At 67.3% G+C, this 16,236-nt stretch carries 22 protein-coding genes; 16 read left to right on the top strand and 6 right to left on the bottom strand.

The window, feature by feature from the left end; translation table 11 throughout:
* Positions 1-6: 6 nt before the first annotated feature.
* From J1792_RS28470 to J1792_RS28435, 8 genes are all read left to right on the top strand, one after another.
* Positions 7-723, top strand: coding sequence for an MBL fold metallo-hydrolase (locus J1792_RS28470; protein WP_307843123.1), 717 nt, complete (start codon positions 7-9; stop codon positions 721-723).
* 266 nt (positions 724-989) lie between these two features.
* Positions 990-2,657, top strand: coding sequence for a recombinase family protein (locus J1792_RS28465; RefSeq protein WP_207248516.1), 1,668 nt, complete (start codon positions 990-992; stop codon positions 2,655-2,657).
* A gap of 470 nt (positions 2,658-3,127) precedes the next feature.
* Positions 3,128-3,559 carry a hypothetical protein gene (locus tag J1792_RS28460; protein WP_207248515.1) on the top strand — a complete coding sequence of 144 codons (432 nt, stop codon included), beginning with the start codon at positions 3,128-3,130 and terminating at the stop codon, positions 3,557-3,559.
* A gap of 112 nt (positions 3,560-3,671) precedes the next feature.
* Positions 3,672-4,184, top strand: a complete 513-nt coding sequence (locus J1792_RS28455; RefSeq protein WP_207248514.1) for a hypothetical protein — start codon at positions 3,672-3,674, stop codon at positions 4,182-4,184.
* 138 nt (positions 4,185-4,322) lie between these two features.
* Positions 4,323-5,462 carry a phage major capsid protein gene (locus tag J1792_RS28450; protein ID WP_207248513.1) on the top strand — a complete coding sequence of 380 codons (1,140 nt, stop codon included), beginning with the start codon at positions 4,323-4,325 and terminating at the stop codon, positions 5,460-5,462.
* Positions 5,463-5,473: 11 nt separating this feature from the next.
* Positions 5,474-5,650, top strand: a complete 177-nt coding sequence (locus tag J1792_RS28445; protein ID WP_207248512.1) for a hypothetical protein — start codon at positions 5,474-5,476, stop codon at positions 5,648-5,650.
* 596 nt (positions 5,651-6,246) lie between these two features.
* Complete coding sequence (locus tag J1792_RS28440) at positions 6,247-6,657, top strand: hypothetical protein (RefSeq protein ID WP_207248511.1); 411 nt, start codon at positions 6,247-6,249, stop codon at positions 6,655-6,657.
* Entirely contained in the window at positions 6,647-6,814 is a 168-nt protein-coding gene (locus tag J1792_RS28435; protein WP_207248510.1) for a hypothetical protein, read from the top strand. Before J1792_RS28440 ends, J1792_RS28435 begins: the two co-directional genes overlap by 11 nt.
* 100 nt (positions 6,815-6,914) lie before the next feature.
* Here the strand turns inward: J1792_RS28435 and J1792_RS28430 are convergent, their stop codons facing one another.
* A complete protein-coding gene (locus J1792_RS28430) occupies positions 6,915-7,652 on the bottom strand; it encodes an XRE family transcriptional regulator (protein WP_189455360.1) in 738 nt (245 codons plus the stop codon).
* Between the two features lie 201 nt (positions 7,653-7,853).
* Here J1792_RS28430 and J1792_RS36140 point away from each other — a divergent pair, with 201 nt between their 5' ends.
* Both J1792_RS36140 and J1792_RS28425 read left to right on the top strand, forming a co-directional pair.
* On the top strand, positions 7,854-8,087 hold the full coding sequence (locus J1792_RS36140; protein ID WP_436840079.1) for a DUF7848 domain-containing protein: 234 nt from the start codon (positions 7,854-7,856) through the stop codon (positions 8,085-8,087).
* 170 nt (positions 8,088-8,257) lie between these two features.
* Positions 8,258-8,845, top strand: a complete 588-nt coding sequence (locus J1792_RS28425; RefSeq protein WP_242646794.1) for a hypothetical protein — start codon at positions 8,258-8,260, stop codon at positions 8,843-8,845.
* On the opposite strand, the gene J1792_RS28420 is transcribed toward J1792_RS28425, so the two are convergent.
* The 4 genes from J1792_RS28420 to J1792_RS28405 all read right to left on the bottom strand — a co-directional run bounded on the left by J1792_RS28420 (position 8,842) and on the right by J1792_RS28405 (position 10,769).
* Entirely contained in the window at positions 8,842-9,243 is a 402-nt protein-coding gene (locus J1792_RS28420) for a hypothetical protein (protein ID WP_207248509.1), read from the bottom strand. The genes J1792_RS28425 and J1792_RS28420 overlap by 4 nt on opposite strands.
* Before the next feature lie 68 nt (positions 9,244-9,311).
* Positions 9,312-9,704, bottom strand: a complete 393-nt coding sequence (locus J1792_RS28415) for a VOC family protein (RefSeq protein WP_207248508.1) — start codon at positions 9,702-9,704, stop codon at positions 9,312-9,314.
* A 22-nt stretch (positions 9,705-9,726) separates the two neighbouring features.
* Positions 9,727-9,936: a DUF397 domain-containing protein gene (locus tag J1792_RS28410; RefSeq protein ID WP_086573104.1), complete on the bottom strand. Its 210-nt coding sequence runs from the start codon at positions 9,934-9,936 to the stop codon at positions 9,727-9,729.
* Positions 9,933-10,769 (bottom strand): helix-turn-helix domain-containing protein, encoded by an 837-nt coding sequence (locus tag J1792_RS28405; RefSeq protein ID WP_086573103.1) that lies wholly within the window; start codon positions 10,767-10,769, stop codon positions 9,933-9,935. The genes J1792_RS28410 and J1792_RS28405 overlap by 4 nt, the downstream gene beginning before the upstream one ends.
* A gap of 133 nt (positions 10,770-10,902) precedes the next feature.
* Between J1792_RS28405 and J1792_RS28400 the strand changes: the two genes are divergently transcribed.
* The 4 genes from J1792_RS28400 to J1792_RS35505 are packed head-to-tail and all read left to right on the top strand — an operon-like array spanning position 10,903 to position 12,045.
* Positions 10,903-11,229, top strand: a complete 327-nt coding sequence (locus J1792_RS28400; RefSeq protein ID WP_179199020.1) for a hypothetical protein — start codon at positions 10,903-10,905, stop codon at positions 11,227-11,229.
* Positions 11,230-11,231: 2 nt separating this feature from the next.
* Entirely contained in the window at positions 11,232-11,450 is a 219-nt protein-coding gene (locus J1792_RS35990) for a DUF6255 family natural product biosynthesis protein (RefSeq protein WP_372446196.1), read from the top strand.
* Positions 11,447-11,794 carry a hypothetical protein gene (locus J1792_RS35510; protein ID WP_086573101.1) on the top strand — a complete coding sequence of 116 codons (348 nt, stop codon included), beginning with the start codon at positions 11,447-11,449 and terminating at the stop codon, positions 11,792-11,794. The genes J1792_RS35990 and J1792_RS35510 overlap by 4 nt, the downstream gene beginning before the upstream one ends.
* 8 nt (positions 11,795-11,802) lie before the next feature.
* Positions 11,803-12,045 carry a type II toxin-antitoxin system RelE family toxin gene (locus J1792_RS35505; RefSeq protein WP_242705064.1) on the top strand — a complete coding sequence of 81 codons (243 nt, stop codon included), beginning with the start codon at positions 11,803-11,805 and terminating at the stop codon, positions 12,043-12,045.
* A gap of 19 nt (positions 12,046-12,064) precedes the next feature.
* Here J1792_RS35505 and J1792_RS28385 read toward each other — a convergent pair whose 3' ends face one another.
* Positions 12,065-12,382 carry an EF-Tu C-terminal domain-related protein gene (locus J1792_RS28385; protein ID WP_207248507.1) on the bottom strand — a complete coding sequence of 106 codons (318 nt, stop codon included), beginning with the start codon at positions 12,380-12,382 and terminating at the stop codon, positions 12,065-12,067.
* 140 nt (positions 12,383-12,522) lie between these two features.
* On the opposite strand from J1792_RS28385, the gene J1792_RS28380 reads away from it, so the two are divergent.
* A complete protein-coding gene (locus J1792_RS28380) occupies positions 12,523-13,035 on the top strand; it encodes a hypothetical protein (RefSeq protein WP_179199018.1) in 513 nt (170 codons plus the stop codon).
* Positions 13,036-13,117: 82 nt separating this feature from the next.
* Positions 13,118-16,231 carry an endo-alpha-N-acetylgalactosaminidase family protein gene (locus tag J1792_RS28375; RefSeq protein WP_207248506.1) on the top strand — a complete coding sequence of 1,038 codons (3,114 nt, stop codon included), beginning with the start codon at positions 13,118-13,120 and terminating at the stop codon, positions 16,229-16,231.
* The last annotated feature ends 5 nt before the right edge of the window (positions 16,232-16,236 follow it).

The raw sequence follows: 16,236 nt of genomic DNA, 5'->3' as shown, positions 1-16,236 counted from the left end.
ACGGGCATGACAACGATGCGGACCGTCGAAGTGACGCCGGACATATGGATGCTGCAGTTCCCCGTCGGACAGGCCTACGTGCTGCGCCTGCCGGGCGCCAATGGCTGGGCGATGGTCGACGCCGGGCTCCCGGGCCATGCCGAACCGGTCCTCGACGCCCTCGCCGGCCTGGGCGCGCGCCCCGAGGAGCTCCGGGACATCGTGCTGACCCACTCCCACCTGGACCACACCGGTTCCGCCGCGGCCCTGGCGGCGGCCACGGGCGCGCGCGTCCTGGCGGGCGCGGCCGACGCGGCCGTCATCCGTGGCGAGGTTCCCGAGCCGCCGCCGGTACTGGAGGACTGGGAGGTGCCGCTGTGGGAGTCCGTCCAGGCGGGTCTCGTCGACGCCCCGCCGCCGGCGCCCTGCCCGGTCGACCGCGAGGTGGGGGAGGGCGACACCCTCGACTGGGGCGAAGAGGCCCGCGTCGTCCACGTCCCGGGCCACACCGCCGGCAGCATCGCGCTGCACCTGCCGGCCTCCGGCGTGCTGTTCACCGGCGACACCATCGCCAATGTCGAGCAGCTGATGCCGGGCGTCTTCAACGTCGACCGGCAGGGCGTCATCAACGCCTTCCGCCGCCAGGCGTCGCTGTCGGACGTCGACACCGCCTGCTTCGGCCACGGCGCGCCGGTCGTCGGCGGCGCGGGGGAGGCCCTTCGGGCCGTGGCGGCGGGGCTGTAGCGGAGGCCTAGCCCTGCTGCCCGTAGCAGAGGCAGAAGGGGTGCCCCGCCGGGTCTCCGAACGCTCCAGAACTACCGTTCTGGAGGACCCCGGTCATGGCGGCAACGAAGCAGGTCAGCGCGGACAGGAAGCCCTTGCGCTCTAGCGAGCGCGTGAGCCTTCCTTCTCAGGACAGCGCAGGCGGGCGTTCGACTCGCTCGAAGACGTCCGTGGACACCGAAACGCAGACCGGCCCCGCTGGGCAACCGACTCATCAGACCTCGGGCATGGACACCCTTGCCCGCCTCAGAGGCGTACGCGCCGTGCGTCTGTCCGTGCTGACCGACGAGACGACTTCCCCGGAGCGGCAGCGCGAGGCAGACGACCTTGCCGCCGCCGCTCTCGGCATCGACTTCGACGGACGCGAGGCCGTAGACCTGGATGTCAGCGCATCCAAGGTGGGGCCGTTCGACCGGCCGGAACTTGGGGCGTGGCTGGCTCGACCGGATGAGTTTGACGCGATCGTGTGGTGGCGCTTTGACCGTGCCATCCGGTCCATGAGCGACATGCACGACCTTGCGAAGTGGGCGAAGCAGCACCGGAAGATGTTGGTCTTCGCTGAGGGAATCGGCGGGGGCCGACTGGTCTTCGACTTCCGGAATGCCATGGACCCGACGGCTGAGCTCATGATGATGATGCTTGCCTTCGCGGCTCAGGTGGAGTCGGCGAGCATTCGTGATCGTGTGTTGGGTGCTCATGCGGCGATGCGCAAGATGGCGTACCGCTGGAAGGGCGGTCGGCCGTCCTACGGATACATGATTGCCCCTATGCCCAAGGAGCACGGCGCGGGCAAGACCCTGGTCCCTGATCCCGATGCAGTGAAGGTCATTGAGCGGATCATCCGAGACCTGTTGTCGGGAATGACGATCACGAAGCTTTGCCAGGATCTCAGGGCCGAGAAGGTACCGACTCCCCGTGACCACTGGTCCCTGAAGGCAGGCCGTAAGACGGGCGGGAAGACGGGCGGGGCCAAGGGGGAGACCACGACTCGTGACGCGTTCTGCTGGGTGCCGTCCGTAATCCGTAAGGTGCTCACCTCGCCCGCGCTGTTGGGTTGGAAGCTGCACCAGGGGAATCCGGTGCGGGACAGCGAGGGTACGCCGATCATGGCGACCGAACACCCCATATTGACGCGCGAAGAGTTCGATGTAATCGGGAAGCTCTTTGAGGACCGCAAGATTGGGCCGCATGACCGCGTAGACCAGAAGTCCAAGTTGCTGCGCGTTATCCACTGCGCGGGCTGCGGCAGTCGCATGTACCACATGTCCAACAAGCGCAAGGGGGTGCAGCGTGAGAGTTACAAGTGCACGGCGCACCTCACGGGCATTGTGTGCCCTGCTTCCGTAGCGATTCGGGCTGACTGGGTCGAAGAGTACGTAGAGCGTGAGTTCTTGGCGCTGATAGGCGATCTACAGACACAAAAGACGATCGTGATACCGGGGTATGACCCTGCTCCGGAGATAGCGGCGACGCTCGCTGAGTTCAACGCTCACCAGGAAGAGAAGGGGCGGCAGAAATCCACAGCGGCGAAGCGGGCCTGGCAGGAGCGGGCGGACGCGTTGGACAATCGTCTCGCCGTACTGGAGCAAACCCCGGCGCGTCCGGAAAAGCGGGAAGTGGTGACGACCGGCCGCACTATCCGCGAGGTCTGGGCGGAGTCGGACGACCAGGAAAGGCGGCACCTCCTCCTTGAGGCGGGGGCACGTCTGCTGATCAAGAAGGGGACACGGGGCGGCTGGCGGAAGCTGGATGAATCCCGCGTGAGCTTCGCTCTAGGGGAAGGGTTCTTCCGTGATGCTGCTGACGCACTTGTAGCACTTCGGGAAGAACTCGCCTATGAGTCCCGCCCCGACGTTCCTTCCAGCGGAGGGGGAGGGCTCCGCCTGGCCGCGTAAGCCCGGCTGTACGCCTCACAGCCCTGTTCCTCCCCTGGGGAGGGGCGGGGCTGTGTCATGCCCGCTGGAAGCCTGTGCGCTCCCGAAGCGGTGACGGATGACGAATGACGGTGCTCTTCCCGGTTGTCGTTTCGCTAAGAGGTGGTGAGTCACCTACGTATCTTGCACAGCTTGCAAAGTCCCTGCTTACAGCGGGAGAGAGAGTTGTGTGTTTCTTGCTCAGTCTTTGAACCCCACTTGTTCCTGCCTTGCTCAACAGCGAGTGGGCAACCCTGAGAAAGGATCAGTTCATGAGTGGACACGTCTTGAAGGCGGCAACGGTAGGCGAATGGTCGGAGGCGATCGTTAGGGCCGCCCACTGTCTCCCTCACGCCCCCATTCTGTGGTGCCCCGCTTCACGCTGCTGGGTAGAGGGGGAAGCACCCTTCGCACCCCTTGATCCGGCGCTGTGGCGCGTCCGTATTGCCCACATGCTGAACGAGCTTGAGGGATACGCGGGGGACTTCGGTCCCGAGGGCGTCTTTGTGCCAGAATTCGCCTTGCCCGATCGTTGGGGAGTGCTGGGGACTCAGGCGCTCGCATGGAAGGGAATGGCCGTTGCGGTCCGGCACGCTTCCGGCCCAAACGTCCGGGACTTGAAAGAAATCCTGTCGGGCTCTCCCGTGTTCCGTCGTGAGTCCGCTATGACGCCTGAGCGCTGGCTCAAGCTGTGCGAACAGTCGGCGGGAGACTTCATTTCCCGGCGTGACCTGATAGCCGCTTTCCGGCGTGACTGTCCCAACGCCATCATCGGCGAACGCGCTCTCCTCGTTCTTGCCCGTGAACTCCTTGGGCGTGACGGCCGTTTCGGCCCGAATGGCGCGCGCGGTCCGTGGGGGTTCAGGGTGCGCCTGCCTCGCTGAAACCAGTGCGCCCCGTGGCGCACTGCCTTGCTGATCACCTACTCAACTTGAGGACTTGCCCCGGCTCGCCGACCCGGGGCTTTTTCATGCCCTTCAACAGGACGGTTCCCGCATGTACTACAACCCAACTGGCGTTACAGAGAACGAGATTGAGGCGCTTGCCTGCACCCCCGACGAACTGACGGAGCACGTAGACCCTGCGGTCGTCCGGGCGTTCATGGAGTGGGACACCAGCCGTTTCATGCGCGGTGAGAGCGGCCCTGTGGTCGTGCGTGCTGGCTTCGCTCGCGGGCCGTTTCGCCTCGTTGCCGACCCGTTCCGCCCCCTGTGGGAGTTCCCGCCTGCTCTGCGTGAGGACGTGCTCAGATCCCGGCTGATCATCCGCTGTCGTGAGGCCCGTCCGGTGTCGTGGCAGACGAAGGGCGGCACTATCCGTGTGGTGGACGGCGTGAAGGTGTTCACGGGCACGTGCGAGTGGTGCGGCGAGGCATACGAGCAGAGGCGCCCCGAGGGGCAGAAGCGCCGTTGGCCGTTGATGTGCTCGGACGAGTGCCGGGCAGAGCGGAACCGACAGCGTAAGCGCGAGTGGGCGGCAAAGAGGCGCACTCAGGGCAAGGCTGCGTAGACATTTACTAATAAGAGTGAAGGGTGATTTCGCATTCACCCTGTACCCCACGGCCGGCTGACCCCTTGAGGTTTGGTCGGCTTTTCTATTCCTCCGGAGGGAACCCCGTTGTCTCATGCAGAACGAGCGCACGCCCACATGGCGAAGCGCGATGAATACCTAGAACGCCTCCGAGCGTTCGAGTCAGATTCTGCGAAGCGCTCTCGGAGTCGAGAGGAGCAAGCGGCAGAGTCGAACCTTCTTAGAAAGGTCAAGGAGGCTGACGACCAGATCAAGCGGCACCTTGAGGCTGCTGCCGCTGAGGAACAGGCAATGCGGGTGACTTCCCCGCTACAGACGATGGGCACCACTCGCCCGGGAAGGAAGGGAGACTCGCGCATGAATGCGACCCCTGGTGAGCTTATGGCTCGCTCTCTTGAAATGTCGCGCGGCATCACCACGACGGGCACGAATAAGGCGTTCTCTCCGGAGGAGATGGCGCGGACCTTCGTCGATCTCCTTGCGCCTCAGTCGGTGGTGATGGAGAGCGGTGTTCAGCGCGTCCAGACCGGCGCGGAGACGTACGCGTTCCCCGTAATCCGTTCGGACTTCTCCGCTGGTTTCGTGGGAGAGCTTGACGACCTGCCCACGGGCGGTTTCGGTGCGGACCCGCTGAAGGTCACACCGAAGAAGATTGCGGCGGCTGACCTGATCGCGAATGAGCTGCTGGACGATGGTGGTGCCGCATTCCTTAACCCCATGGCGAAGTCGCTGATGCGCTCCGTTGCCCTCGGGTTCGATCGTGAAGCGCTGATTGGCACCGGGGCTGGTAAGGGGTTCATTGGCATCGCCAATACGCCGGGTATCCAGACTCATGCAGTTAAGGGCGGCCTCAAGGATCTCGACCCGTTCGTGACGGCTTTCGGAAAGCTGGAAGCGGCGAACGCGAAGGCGACGGCAATCGTAATGAGCCCGAAGGCGTGGACGGCGCTTATGGCGCTGCGTGAGTCCTCCGGCTCCCTTAAGCCGCTTCTGAGCGAGTCGGCCGGTTCCCCCACGGCTGGTGTTCAGCGGTCGATTCTCGGCGTGCCCGTATGGCTTTCCTCGTTCGTGCCGGAGAGCGACATTCTCACCTATGAGGCGGACCAGGTATTTGCCGTATGGCGCAAGGATGCCGGATTTCAGATTTCTGATCAGTTCGGATTCCTTAAGGACGGCACTGCGGTCCGCGCGATTGCCCGTGCTGCTATCGCCGTCCCGAACGCTGCCGCTGTCTGCAAGATCACCGTTACTGCCTAAGAGGAGTCACCATGTCTTTCTTCAACACCGATGAGCCGACCACCACTGTCCGGATGACCGGCTACATGTCGTACGGCCCGAGCAATGACGGCGTCGCCTCTCGTGTTCTCCAGAACGGCGAGACCTACGACGTGCCGAAGAGTGAGGCTGAGTGGCTGGTCTCGACTGAGCTTGCCGAACTGGCGTAAGCCCCATGCTTGTTGAGATGACTACCGGGGTCCATATCGACCGGACCCCGGTAGGGGCAGGCATGCGGGTGGGGGTACCTTCCGACCTAGGGGGGTATCTCCTCGAACGGGGGTGGGCGCGGAAGGTCGGGGATCCCCACCGAATCGCCGACGGTCGGACGCTGATTGCATTCAAGGCCCGCGAGATTCCGGGCACTTACGAAGAGCTCAGCGAGTGGCCATCGTGGATGCGCCCAACATGGGTGCGCCCCGATGGCCGGGCGAGGCTGAGCGGAGACGAGCGGCATTGGGTTCCGGTGCGCTGTCGTTTGTGCCCGCGATATTCGTACGCACCGAAAGAGCGGCTTCCCGTCGATGCCGACCGTGAGGAACGGTCGGATGCCTGGCTCATTGAGTGTCGTCACTGCCGCCCGCGAACGTGAGGCGTGATCACGCGAATGATCGTGCGCGTTCTCGACCTGCCCGCGCTGACATAGGGCGAGTGCGGGTCAAAAGTTCGCGGCAGTGCCGCTCAGCGATCCCGGCTCCAGCACGGAAAACGCGTCCGTCCCGGACAAGCCCTTTCCGGCTGTCCGCCAACTGATGAGAGGGACCGAATGACACGAAGGTGCGCGCACGCCCCGTGCGGCGCCCCGATTTCCGCCGACGCCGACCAGCGCACCCGGTATTGCAGCGATGCGCACCGTAAGGCGGCAGCGCGTGCGCGCAAGGCTGTCGCGACGGCATCCAAGAGCCGCCTGGAGCCCGTCTCCGGCGACGCGGAGCGGTACCCGGCCCTGCGGGCCGTCTGGGACGTCGTAGCGGCTCAGATCGTCGCCGAGGGGGTCACGGTCCCCGGCTCGTCCGGCGTGCCCGTGGCGCACCCCCTGTTGCGCTTCCTGGGCCCGCTCGACGCCGCCCTGTCGGCACACGAGAAGGCGACCGACGCCACGACCCCTACCGACCCGAAGGAAGCCGCCCGCGCGGCAGCCATGGCGGCACTGGAGGATTACCGGCGTGGCGAGTGACGAACTCAAGGAAATTGGCTGCGAGTTGGCCGAAAGCGAGACGCCCGAAGGGCATCCCCTCTGGGCTGTGTTCGCCGCGCTGTTCCGGCTCGAAGTCGGCGACGAGCCCGCCCCTGTCGACCTGTACAAGCTGGGCTGCTGCCCCCGGCACTTCTGACCACTGCCCCCGACGACTGCCCGCGCTGGGCTGCCGTCGGGGGCTCTTTGCGTTGGGCGCGAACCCGGGCTATCCCCGATTGGGGACGGCAGGCGTTACCTCATTCCCCGGGCGACCGGTTGTACTCGGCCATTGTGGGCTTAGAGGTTGAAGCGTCCTTGAAGGTCAGTTCCCATGGGCCAGTGTTCACGTCGAAGTCCTTGCCGAAGCCGACCCACTTACCGCTCATCTTCCGGCCCGTAGGTTCGACAAGGAGCTGAATAGCCCCGTGGTAGACGGCCCCGGCGTAGTAGCCATCCCGTGCTGTTTCCTCGCGCCACGTTCCCGTGACTACGTTTCCTTCAACGGTCAGGTCGAGCGTCAGCGGAGAATTCGGGTTCGAAGAGCCTTCCGGCAGCGAGCGCGCCGTCAGCTTGTTGCCGTGCTGGAGTACCACTACATAGTGCTCTCCGATGAAGTCGGATTCCCGCCCCGACGAGTGGTACTCGTATCGGGACAGCCAGATGCCGGACAGGGTTCCGTGATCGTTGTGCTTGGTCATGGGGGCGATACCTCCTGGGGCTGTTGCGGCTCGCGCCTTCGCCGCCTCTCGCTGTTCTGGTTCACGACCGTTCAGCACGGCTGACTCTGCCGCTCGTGCGTTCGGCCCCGGTGGGGCGAACCCTAAAGCCTCGATCGGAAGACCTGTTACGCGCTCCAGGGCCCTGGCGTAGACGGGGCGGGGATTGAGGACCTTCCCTGACTCCCATCGCTGAACGTTGCGTTTGGCGCAGTCGTTCGGTTCACCTGATTCCTTCCCCGCCTGACGTATGGCGAGAGCTAGATCATCTTGCGACATGCGCAGGCTGATTCTGACGGCGCGAAGGATCGTGTTGGGTTCGGCCACGTCTTCGACAGTAGGGCGCTGGGCGACAGTTGGTCACGGGTTTTGACCGATGAATGACGCCGGTATGACGCCTTGACGGTCGCCGCGCTGCCTCTGCGACCGGCTGTACACCTGTGGCACTGACGGGGGCAACGCCCGAAGGGATTGGCCTGCATGAGCACACGTGCCGTGATCGCACACGCTGATTGGACCGTTCGGCCCGACCGTGAGCCGGACGCGAAGCCCCACACCTACGCCCAGGAGTGCGACGTGTGTGGGGAGGGCTCCCCCCGGAGCACCGACCAGGAGGTTGGTTCGCTCTGGATCTTGGAGCACGTCAGGGCCAACCCGTCGCACCACTCCTACACGCAGATCGTCAAGCGCCCGTTCCACGCGTGGATGAGGTAGCCGTGATCCGACGCGCAATTCTCCGATGGGCCGGTGCGATCTGGGCCACGACGGTCATCGTCTCCGTCGCCCTGGTGATCCCGCTTGCGATCATCAGCAACCCGCACCACCAGTGAGCCCCGCCTCGATGGCTGAGGCGGGAAATACACACAATCGAAAAGGAGAGTGCAGTGGTGAACACAACCCTTGTTCGTCCGGCTCCCGAGAGGGTGTCCGAGCGTGCACGAGAGATCCTCTCGGCAATTGAGGCCGACCCGGAGTTCGAGCGTCTGCGCACCGGGTGCGCCAAGTACGACAAGGACTGGCAGAGCTTCACGGGCTACGCGCTCGTCGACGGCTTCGACGTCGAGAAGGACACCGTTCCGCTGTTCCCGGAAGCCCTCCGGGCGATGGCGATCAAGTCGGCGGTCTACGAGATGACGGGCGGTGATGAGTACGCGGCTGAGGTTCCCGTCTCCGTCCCCGTGGATGAGATGATCCACGCCCTTGCCGCTCAGTTCACCGTGCTGAGCCGTGTTCAGGAGCGGACTGGGATCAAGTTCGTTCACGCCACGGACCGCGAGGAAATCGGCGGCTGGGACCACGGCGACTACACGCACCAGGTCTACCGGGCTGCATGGGGGCCGGTGAACGAGCGATTCTGGATCGGCAAGGACGAGACCGAGAAACGGCGCGAAGCCGCCATCAAGAAGTATGAGCCGCTGGGCATCTTCGAAGGCGGACGCAGGTTCGCCCCCGGCTTCGCCACGGCGAGCTAGCTGAGAGCGCGGCGTAGCGTCGTGATGACGTCCACTCCGGGGAAATTACGGGGAATCTCGGTGGCGGCTTGCTCGATCAGCAATTCGAGCACTCCCGGCGCTGCACTGTGCATGACGTCGCGCAGATACGAGTCCAGCTCGGCTACGTCGTCAGGCAGCGCAAGCTTCGTGGCCACGGGCAAGCCATCGGTCTTGTATCTCCCCGCAGGGATGCCCACCTTCTCCGGGTGCACGCACACGGGCACGCCGTCAGTGGTGTACCGGTGCCCGTCAGCGGGGTTGAACGGGCAGTCGCGCGAGGGCCGTTCGAACACGTCGAAGGCTCCGAGAGGGAAGCGGCGTGACGGGCAGATCCCGCATGCCGGGTGCTCATCGCTGGTGACGTAAGCCTCAGCCATGGCACCGAAGCCTAGGCCCCTGGTCGCCCCGTCTGTGCGCTTCTCCCCCGAGGCGCATGGGCGGGGCTTCATGCTGCCGTCGACAGCCCGGTACCGTAGAACGGTAAGTCGAGAGCGTTCGGGTCCGAGAACACCCGGAAGCCGGACGGGCTACCGCCGCTGTCGTGCAGGAACGTGGCGCCCAGCGCGACGACCTCGCGCTGGGCACGCTCGACGTCGTCGACGTCGAAGTCCAGGTGGAACTGCTGCGGGTGTGCCGGCTCGGGCCAGCGGGGCGGGTGGTACTCGCCCTGGACGCCCTGGAAGGCGAGCCGCTGGGTTTTGCCGGGCGCGTTCAGCCACACCCAGGAGGGGTCGCTCTCGTCGGCCTCGACCTCCCACCCCAGGACGGCCGCGTAGAAGTTCGCCAGGGCGAGCGGGTCGGGACAGTCGATGACGGTGCACTGCATGGTGGCGATCATGAATAGATGATGCCGCAGGGGCCTATGTGAGTGCGGTCCGCTTCACGGACGTGATGAAGGCGGACCAGGCCGACGCCTGGAATATGAGCGGGGGGCGGGTGGTGTCCTTGCTGTCCCGGACCGGGACGACGGCGGTGAGGTCGGGGGCGAACTCGACGCACTGGCCGCCGTTGCCGGCGCTGTAACTGGACTTGACCCACGTGGCGTTGGGGAAGTCTCGGGTATTGCTCATGCTTTCCATTCCTCCATGACTTCACGAATCAGAGTGAGGGATGCTTCGGGAGAAAGTGCGTCGGCGCGCAGGAGGTCGTAGGTCATCTCCGCCTCGGCGACATGATCAGGTGAACCAAAGATCTGTCCGGCGATCAGGTCCTCCATGTAGAGCGCATCGGGTTCGTCGCCATCGAACTTCATGACGTTGAAGGGCGTGTGCCACGCCGGTGTGCCCGACTCGAAGGGGAGCACCTGGAGCACGACGTGGGGGTGCATGGGGTCGCCCTTCTCGAGGAGTTGTGCCAGCTGCTCCGCCATGACGCGACGGGTTCCGATCCTGCGTCGCAGGCACGACTCGTCGAGGACGACCCACAGCAGAGGCGGGTTCGTGCCGTCCATGAGCTCCTGACGCTTGAGGCGCCTCGCGACCTTTCCGGCGGTCACGTCCAGGTCTTCGCAGGGGTGCATCTTGCGGAAGATCGCGTGGGCGTACTCCTCTGTCTGCAGCAGGCCCATGATGAAAGTCGAGCTGTAGTCCAGGATCATCGAGGCCCGCTGCTCCAGTTCTACGTACGGTTCGAACCAGTCGGGATGCTTCTGCAGCGCGGCCCTCTTCCGCAAACGCGAGAACGTCCCCGGCGTGCCGAACGTCGCATCGCACGCCTTGGCGAACTCAGGGCTGGCCAGCCGCTCCCCGGCCTCGACCTTGGCCACGTACTGCTGCCCGTACTGCGCGGCCTCGCCGAGCTCCCTCTGGCTCATTCCCCTCTCCGTGCGCCAGGCCCGCACCTCGCTGCCGAAATACGCGGCTCCGCTTTCCGGTTCACCCGTGTTTCCCAGGTCGTTGGCCATAACTCCCGTTCACCCCAAACGCGTTGGCGTGGCTCCAGACCTTTCGGAGCGTAGGTGCGGAGCGCAACCCTGGAAGCGCAAGCAGTGAACATCGCTCGCGTGAGTGAGCGAGAGGCAAACAGAGGTTGCCCCCATGCCCCATACCCCCGAACGCGCGGGCGAAGCCACCGCCTATACCCCTGCCCTCGGCGAACTCGTCTGGGACGCCACGCGCAAGCGCGTAGGCGAGGTCATGGACCGCCAGTGGTCCCGCTACCAGCTGCGCCCACCCGGCGGCGGCATCGAGTGGCACGCGGAATCCCACGACCTCCGCCCCTCCGGGGCCTCCCGGCAAGGGCAACGGTGCGAGGAGTGCTCGCGCATCAAGTCCGCGTACTACGCGGCATCGCGCGTCGGCGACCGCGACGGCGCCGCGCGGTGGACCACGGCGATGGGCCTGCACCAGTGGGCGGCGCACTAGCGATGGCGGCGCGGACGCGAACGTGCCCCCACCCCGAGGGCGGGTGGGGCGTCACGGACGGGCTCGCCACCTGCCGCGCCTGCGGGGTCCGGCGGTTCCTGGACTACGGGGCGCTGCGTCTGCCGGGCCAGGCCGTCGCCTCGGGAGAGTCTCCGCAACACCCATCGTGGAGGGTGCCCGGCTGGCATGATGGCGCTACGACGACGGAGGTGCGAATGTGACCGAACCGGCTGATTGGGCGGCCGTCTGCGACCAGGCGCGCCAGGAGAGCGGCTACAGCGGGCCGGAGCCCGCCAGAACCGTCGATGCGATCGGCGCGGCTCTCCGGCTCGACCATAGAGCCGCTTTCTACGCGGAGCTGGGCACCTTGGTCGACGGTGCCGCCTTCGACGTGTTCCTCGATCACTGGTGGACACAGGCCTTGGCCGACAACGCTCGCGACGAGGCGGCCAGAGAGGCGGCCATCGACTTCGCCGACCTTGCCGTATCGCTCCGCGCCCGCGCCGCGGATGGCCCCACCTACACCATGGCCGAGGTGGAAGCCATGCTGGCGGACGCCTCGTGACATATACCGTGATCTGGGAGAAAGAGGCGACCGCCGGCCTGAACCGTCTGAAGGCTCGCGACGGCGACAAGGTGAGACCGCTGGTCCGGGCAGTCAACGCACTCGCCGGGGATCCTGAGCCGGCTGCGAGCAGCAAGCTCGGCAACGGCGGCCTGCGCCGTCTGCGTGTCGGTGACTACCGGGCGACGTACGAGGTCGACGGCAGACACATAGCGATCAAGGTGCTCATGGTGGGCAAGACCTTGGCGTGACCTGCCTACCGCCCACCACTTACCGCAGGATCGCCGTGACCACCCCGCCGCAGACCGCCTTGCCTGTCTCCTGGATGGAGAACCGTACGCCCTTCTCGATGGCGATCTGCTCGGCCGGCCGAACGGACAGGAAGGCCGGGCCGCCCCGGGACACGTCGATGCCCTGGCCGCCCTGCCGGAGGACCGTGATCCGCCCGGTGACGTCCGTCGTGCGGAAGTAGAACTGGGCTTCGCGCCGCGCGAAGGTCACGTCCCGGCCGCCGTCGTCCTCGGGGAGGACGTACACCTCGGCTCGGGCACCGCCACCGTCACCGCCGTCGATCATCGACTCGTCCATCGGCCCATTGTCGACGGCCGGCCGTTCGACGGGCCAATCGAAAAAATCATGGATTGCGGGAAACCCGGCTCCGGGGCGCGCGCGAGCCTGCACGATGTGAATCCGCCGTCTCTCCGCAGTTCATCCCCTAGGTGGCCCGCATGCCCGCACCGCATTCCCGAAGCGATCGCAGCTTTCAGCTGTGGGCGGCGGTCATCACGGCGTTGGGCGCGCTGCTGGCCGCGCTGATCACCAAGTACGGGCTGCCGTCTTTCTCTTCCGACGCGTCCGACCGCTCCCCGGCCCGGCACGACGGCGGCGTGCCGGACGCGTTCCTCGGGCAGTGGCGGGGGGACGTCACGGAGGAGGGCGTGCGGCCGTCCGTCTACGCGGCCGCCGTGTCGATCACCGAGGCCGGGCCGGGAGGCGAGGCAGGCGGCATCGAGTACACCGCTCCAGGCCTGCTGTGCAAGGGGGTGCTCGTGCTGCAGGAGGTCGGCGACGACCGCAGGACGATCACGCTGGGGGAGGAGATCAGGTCCGGACGGTGCGTCCCCAGGGGACGGATCACCCTCACCGCGGGGGCCGAGCGCCATGTGACGTTCTTCTACACCGGCAAGAAGCACGACGGCACCCTCCAGGTGGTCAAGGGAGCGCTGGACAAGGGCGCCTGAGCCCATCCGCCGCAACATCAGTCCAATACCGCCCCCCGTTTGTCCATGGTCACCCCAGGCCCCGCAGCCCCACGGTGAGGCGGTGACCGCAGACCAACCGCGCCCCCACGGCCCCGGCCGACGGGCCGTCGTCGTCACCACCGCCCTGGCCGGACTCGGTCTCGGCACGGCCGAAGCGGCAGCGCACGGCACCGAAGCCGTCCTGCGCTCCGCCGAGCTCGACGTCCGCGTCGACACCTCCTTCCCCCGCGTCCTGTCCTACACCGACCGCGCCACCGGCGCCGTGCTGCACGGCCAGGAGGACGCCGTCACCTCCCTGCTCGTCGACGGCACCGAGCACACCCCCCGGGTCACCCGCGCCCTCTCCCCGGCCGGCGACCGCGCCGCCTATACCCTCGCCCTGACCGGCGGCACCCGGATCGACGTGGAGATCTGCGTCGAGGGATGGCGCGTCGACTGGCGGGTCACCCGCGTCGCCGACACCCCCGCCCTGCCCGTGGGAACCCTCGCCGTCCCTGGCCTGGCCCTGCTGAGCGTGCGCAGCACCCAGCCCGGCGCGTCCTTGCTCGCGGCCCGCATCCAGCTGGACGCGGCGAAGAGCGGCGACACGCTCGTACGCCTGACCCCCACCCCGCCGCCGCCCGACGCCTCGCCCATCGGATGCGCGTACGCCGTCGTCAGCACGGACCGGCTCGCCGCGGCCGTCGAGACCAACACCGTCCACGACCGGCCCGACCGGTCCACGGCATGGGAGAACGGCCGCCTGTGGCGCCAGACCCTCCGGCGCGACGGCTACACCAAGGCCCAGCTCACCTGCGGGCAGTGGACCCACCGTGCGGCGGGCGCGCACACCACCGACCCGCTGCCCTGCGCGAGCGTCATCGTCACCCGGGACCGCAACGGCGACGGCACCGTCGACTGGCAGGACGCGGCCATCGCGATGCGGGACATCATGGTGAACCCGCCCGGCGCCGACGAGCAGCATCTGCGCGTCGTCCCCCACATCCCGTTCAACTTCGCCAGCCAGGCGACCAATCCCTTCCTCGCCACCCTCGACGCCGTCAAACGCGTCCACCTCTCCACCGACGGACTTCGGCAGTTCACGCTGCTCAAGGGGTACCAGTCCGAGGGGCACGACTCCGCGCACCCCGACTACGGCGGCAACTACAACGAGCGCGCGGGCGGGCTGGCGGACCTGAACACCCTGCTGCGCGCCGGAAAGCGCTGGAACAGCGACTTCGCCGTCCACGTCAACACCACCGAGTCGTACCCGGTCGCCAACGCCTTCTCCGAGACCCTCGTCGACAAGAACGACCGGCAGTGGGACTGGCTCGACCAGGCCTACCGCATCGACCCGCGCCGCGATCTGGTCTCCGGCGACATCGCCCGCCGCTTCCGCCGGCTGCGCGAGGAGACCGACCCCGCCCTGACCACCCTCTACATCGACGTCTTCCGCGAGTCGGGCTGGAACTCCGACGCCCTCCAACGCCTCCTGCGCGAGCAGGGCTGGCAGATCACCAGCGAATGGGGACACGGCCTGGAACGCTCCAGCCTCTGGTCCCACTGGGCCACCGAGACCGACTACGGGCCCGACACCTCGCGCGGCATCAACTCCCGCCTCATCCGCTTCCTCCGCCACCACCAGAAGGACGTCTTCGCCGACAAATGGCCCCTCCTCGGCACCGCCAGAATGGGTAACTTCGAGGGCTGGCGCGGCAAGACCGACTGGCACGACTTCACCCGGCGGATCTGGGAGGAGAACCTGCCCGCCAAGTACCTGCAGGGCTTCGCCATCCGCACCTGGGACGACCACGAGATCACCCTGGCGACCGCAGCGGCGACTCGAGGCACGGGGGGCTCCTCCGCCTCCCCGGACGTGATCACGACCCGCGTCTCCGACGCCGACGGCACCCGGCGCGTCACCACCGACGGGCGTACGGTCCTCGCCGGCCGCGCCTACCTCCTGCCCTGGGAGCCCCGGCGCGCCACCGACCCCGCCCGGCTTTACCACTACAACCCCGACGGCGGCACCACCACCTGGACCCTGCCCCGCGGCTGGTCCCGGCAGCGGACCGTCTTCCTCCACCGCCTCACCGACCAGGGCCGCGCCGACACCGCCGAACTGCCCGTACGCAGGGGCCGGATCACCGTCACCGCCCGGCCCGGCACGCCCTACGTCCTCACCCGCCGGAGCGGCCGCCCACCGGCCGACCCCGGCTGGGGCGAAGGCACCCCCCTGCGCGACCCCGCCTTCCACTCCGGAACGCTCGACGCCTGGCGCGTCACCGGCCACGCCACCGTCGAGACGAGCCCTCTCGGCGACGGGGAGCTGGTCATGGGCCCCGGCCCGGCGACCGCCGTCGGCCAGCGGCTGAAGCGGCTCGCACCCGGCACGTACGCGGCGTCCGTGCAGGTCGAGGTCGGCGCCACGGCGGGGGAGCGGCGCCGGGCCGCGCTCGAGGTCCGTACCGGCGACGGCGTCACGGCGGTCAACTGGACCGACACCTCCACCGCCGTCAATCACGTCGCCGCCGACCGCAAGCACGGCACCCGCTTCCAGCGGCTGTTCACCTGGTTCACCGTGCCGCCCGGCGGCGGACCGGTGACGCTGTCGCTGACGGCGGCGGCGGGCGACGCCCGCGTCAGGTTCGACGCCGTCCGCATCGTGCCCGGCCGACGGGCGACGGCCGAAGGGGCCCTGGTCTTCGAGGACTTCGAGAACGTGCCCCAGGGCTGGGGGCCCTTCGTCAAGGGCGACGCGGGCGGCAGCACCGACCCGCGCACCCACATCGCGCGCCGCCACGCGCCCTACACCCAGCGCGGCTGGAACGGCAAGGCCGTCGACGACGTCATCGACGGCACCCAGTCCCTGAAGTCGCGCGGCGAGAACCCGGGCCTGGTCTACCGCACCGTCCCGCACACCGTCCGCTTCGAGCCCGGCCGCCGCTACCGGGTGAGCTTCCGCTACGAGAACGAGCTGGCGGGGCAGTACGCCTGGGTGACGGCCGTCGACGAGCCCGGGGCGCGCGAGCTGTCGCGTACGCCGCTGCCGGTCGCCGTGGCGCCCACGACGTACTCCTACGAGTTCACGGCGCCCGCTACGGGTGAGGCGTGGGTGGGGCTGCGGAAGACCGGGGAAAACGGGACCGCTGAGTTCGCTCTGGACGGCTTCATCGTGCAGATAGTCGGGCAATAAACATT

The sequence above is a fragment of the Streptomyces triculaminicus genome (genome assembly GCF_017349075.1).
Taxonomy (GTDB): domain Bacteria; phylum Actinomycetota; class Actinomycetes; order Streptomycetales; family Streptomycetaceae; genus Streptomyces; species Streptomyces triculaminicus.
The sequence above is the reverse complement of the archived record's forward strand: the minus strand, read 5'-3'. Positions and strand labels throughout refer to the sequence as shown.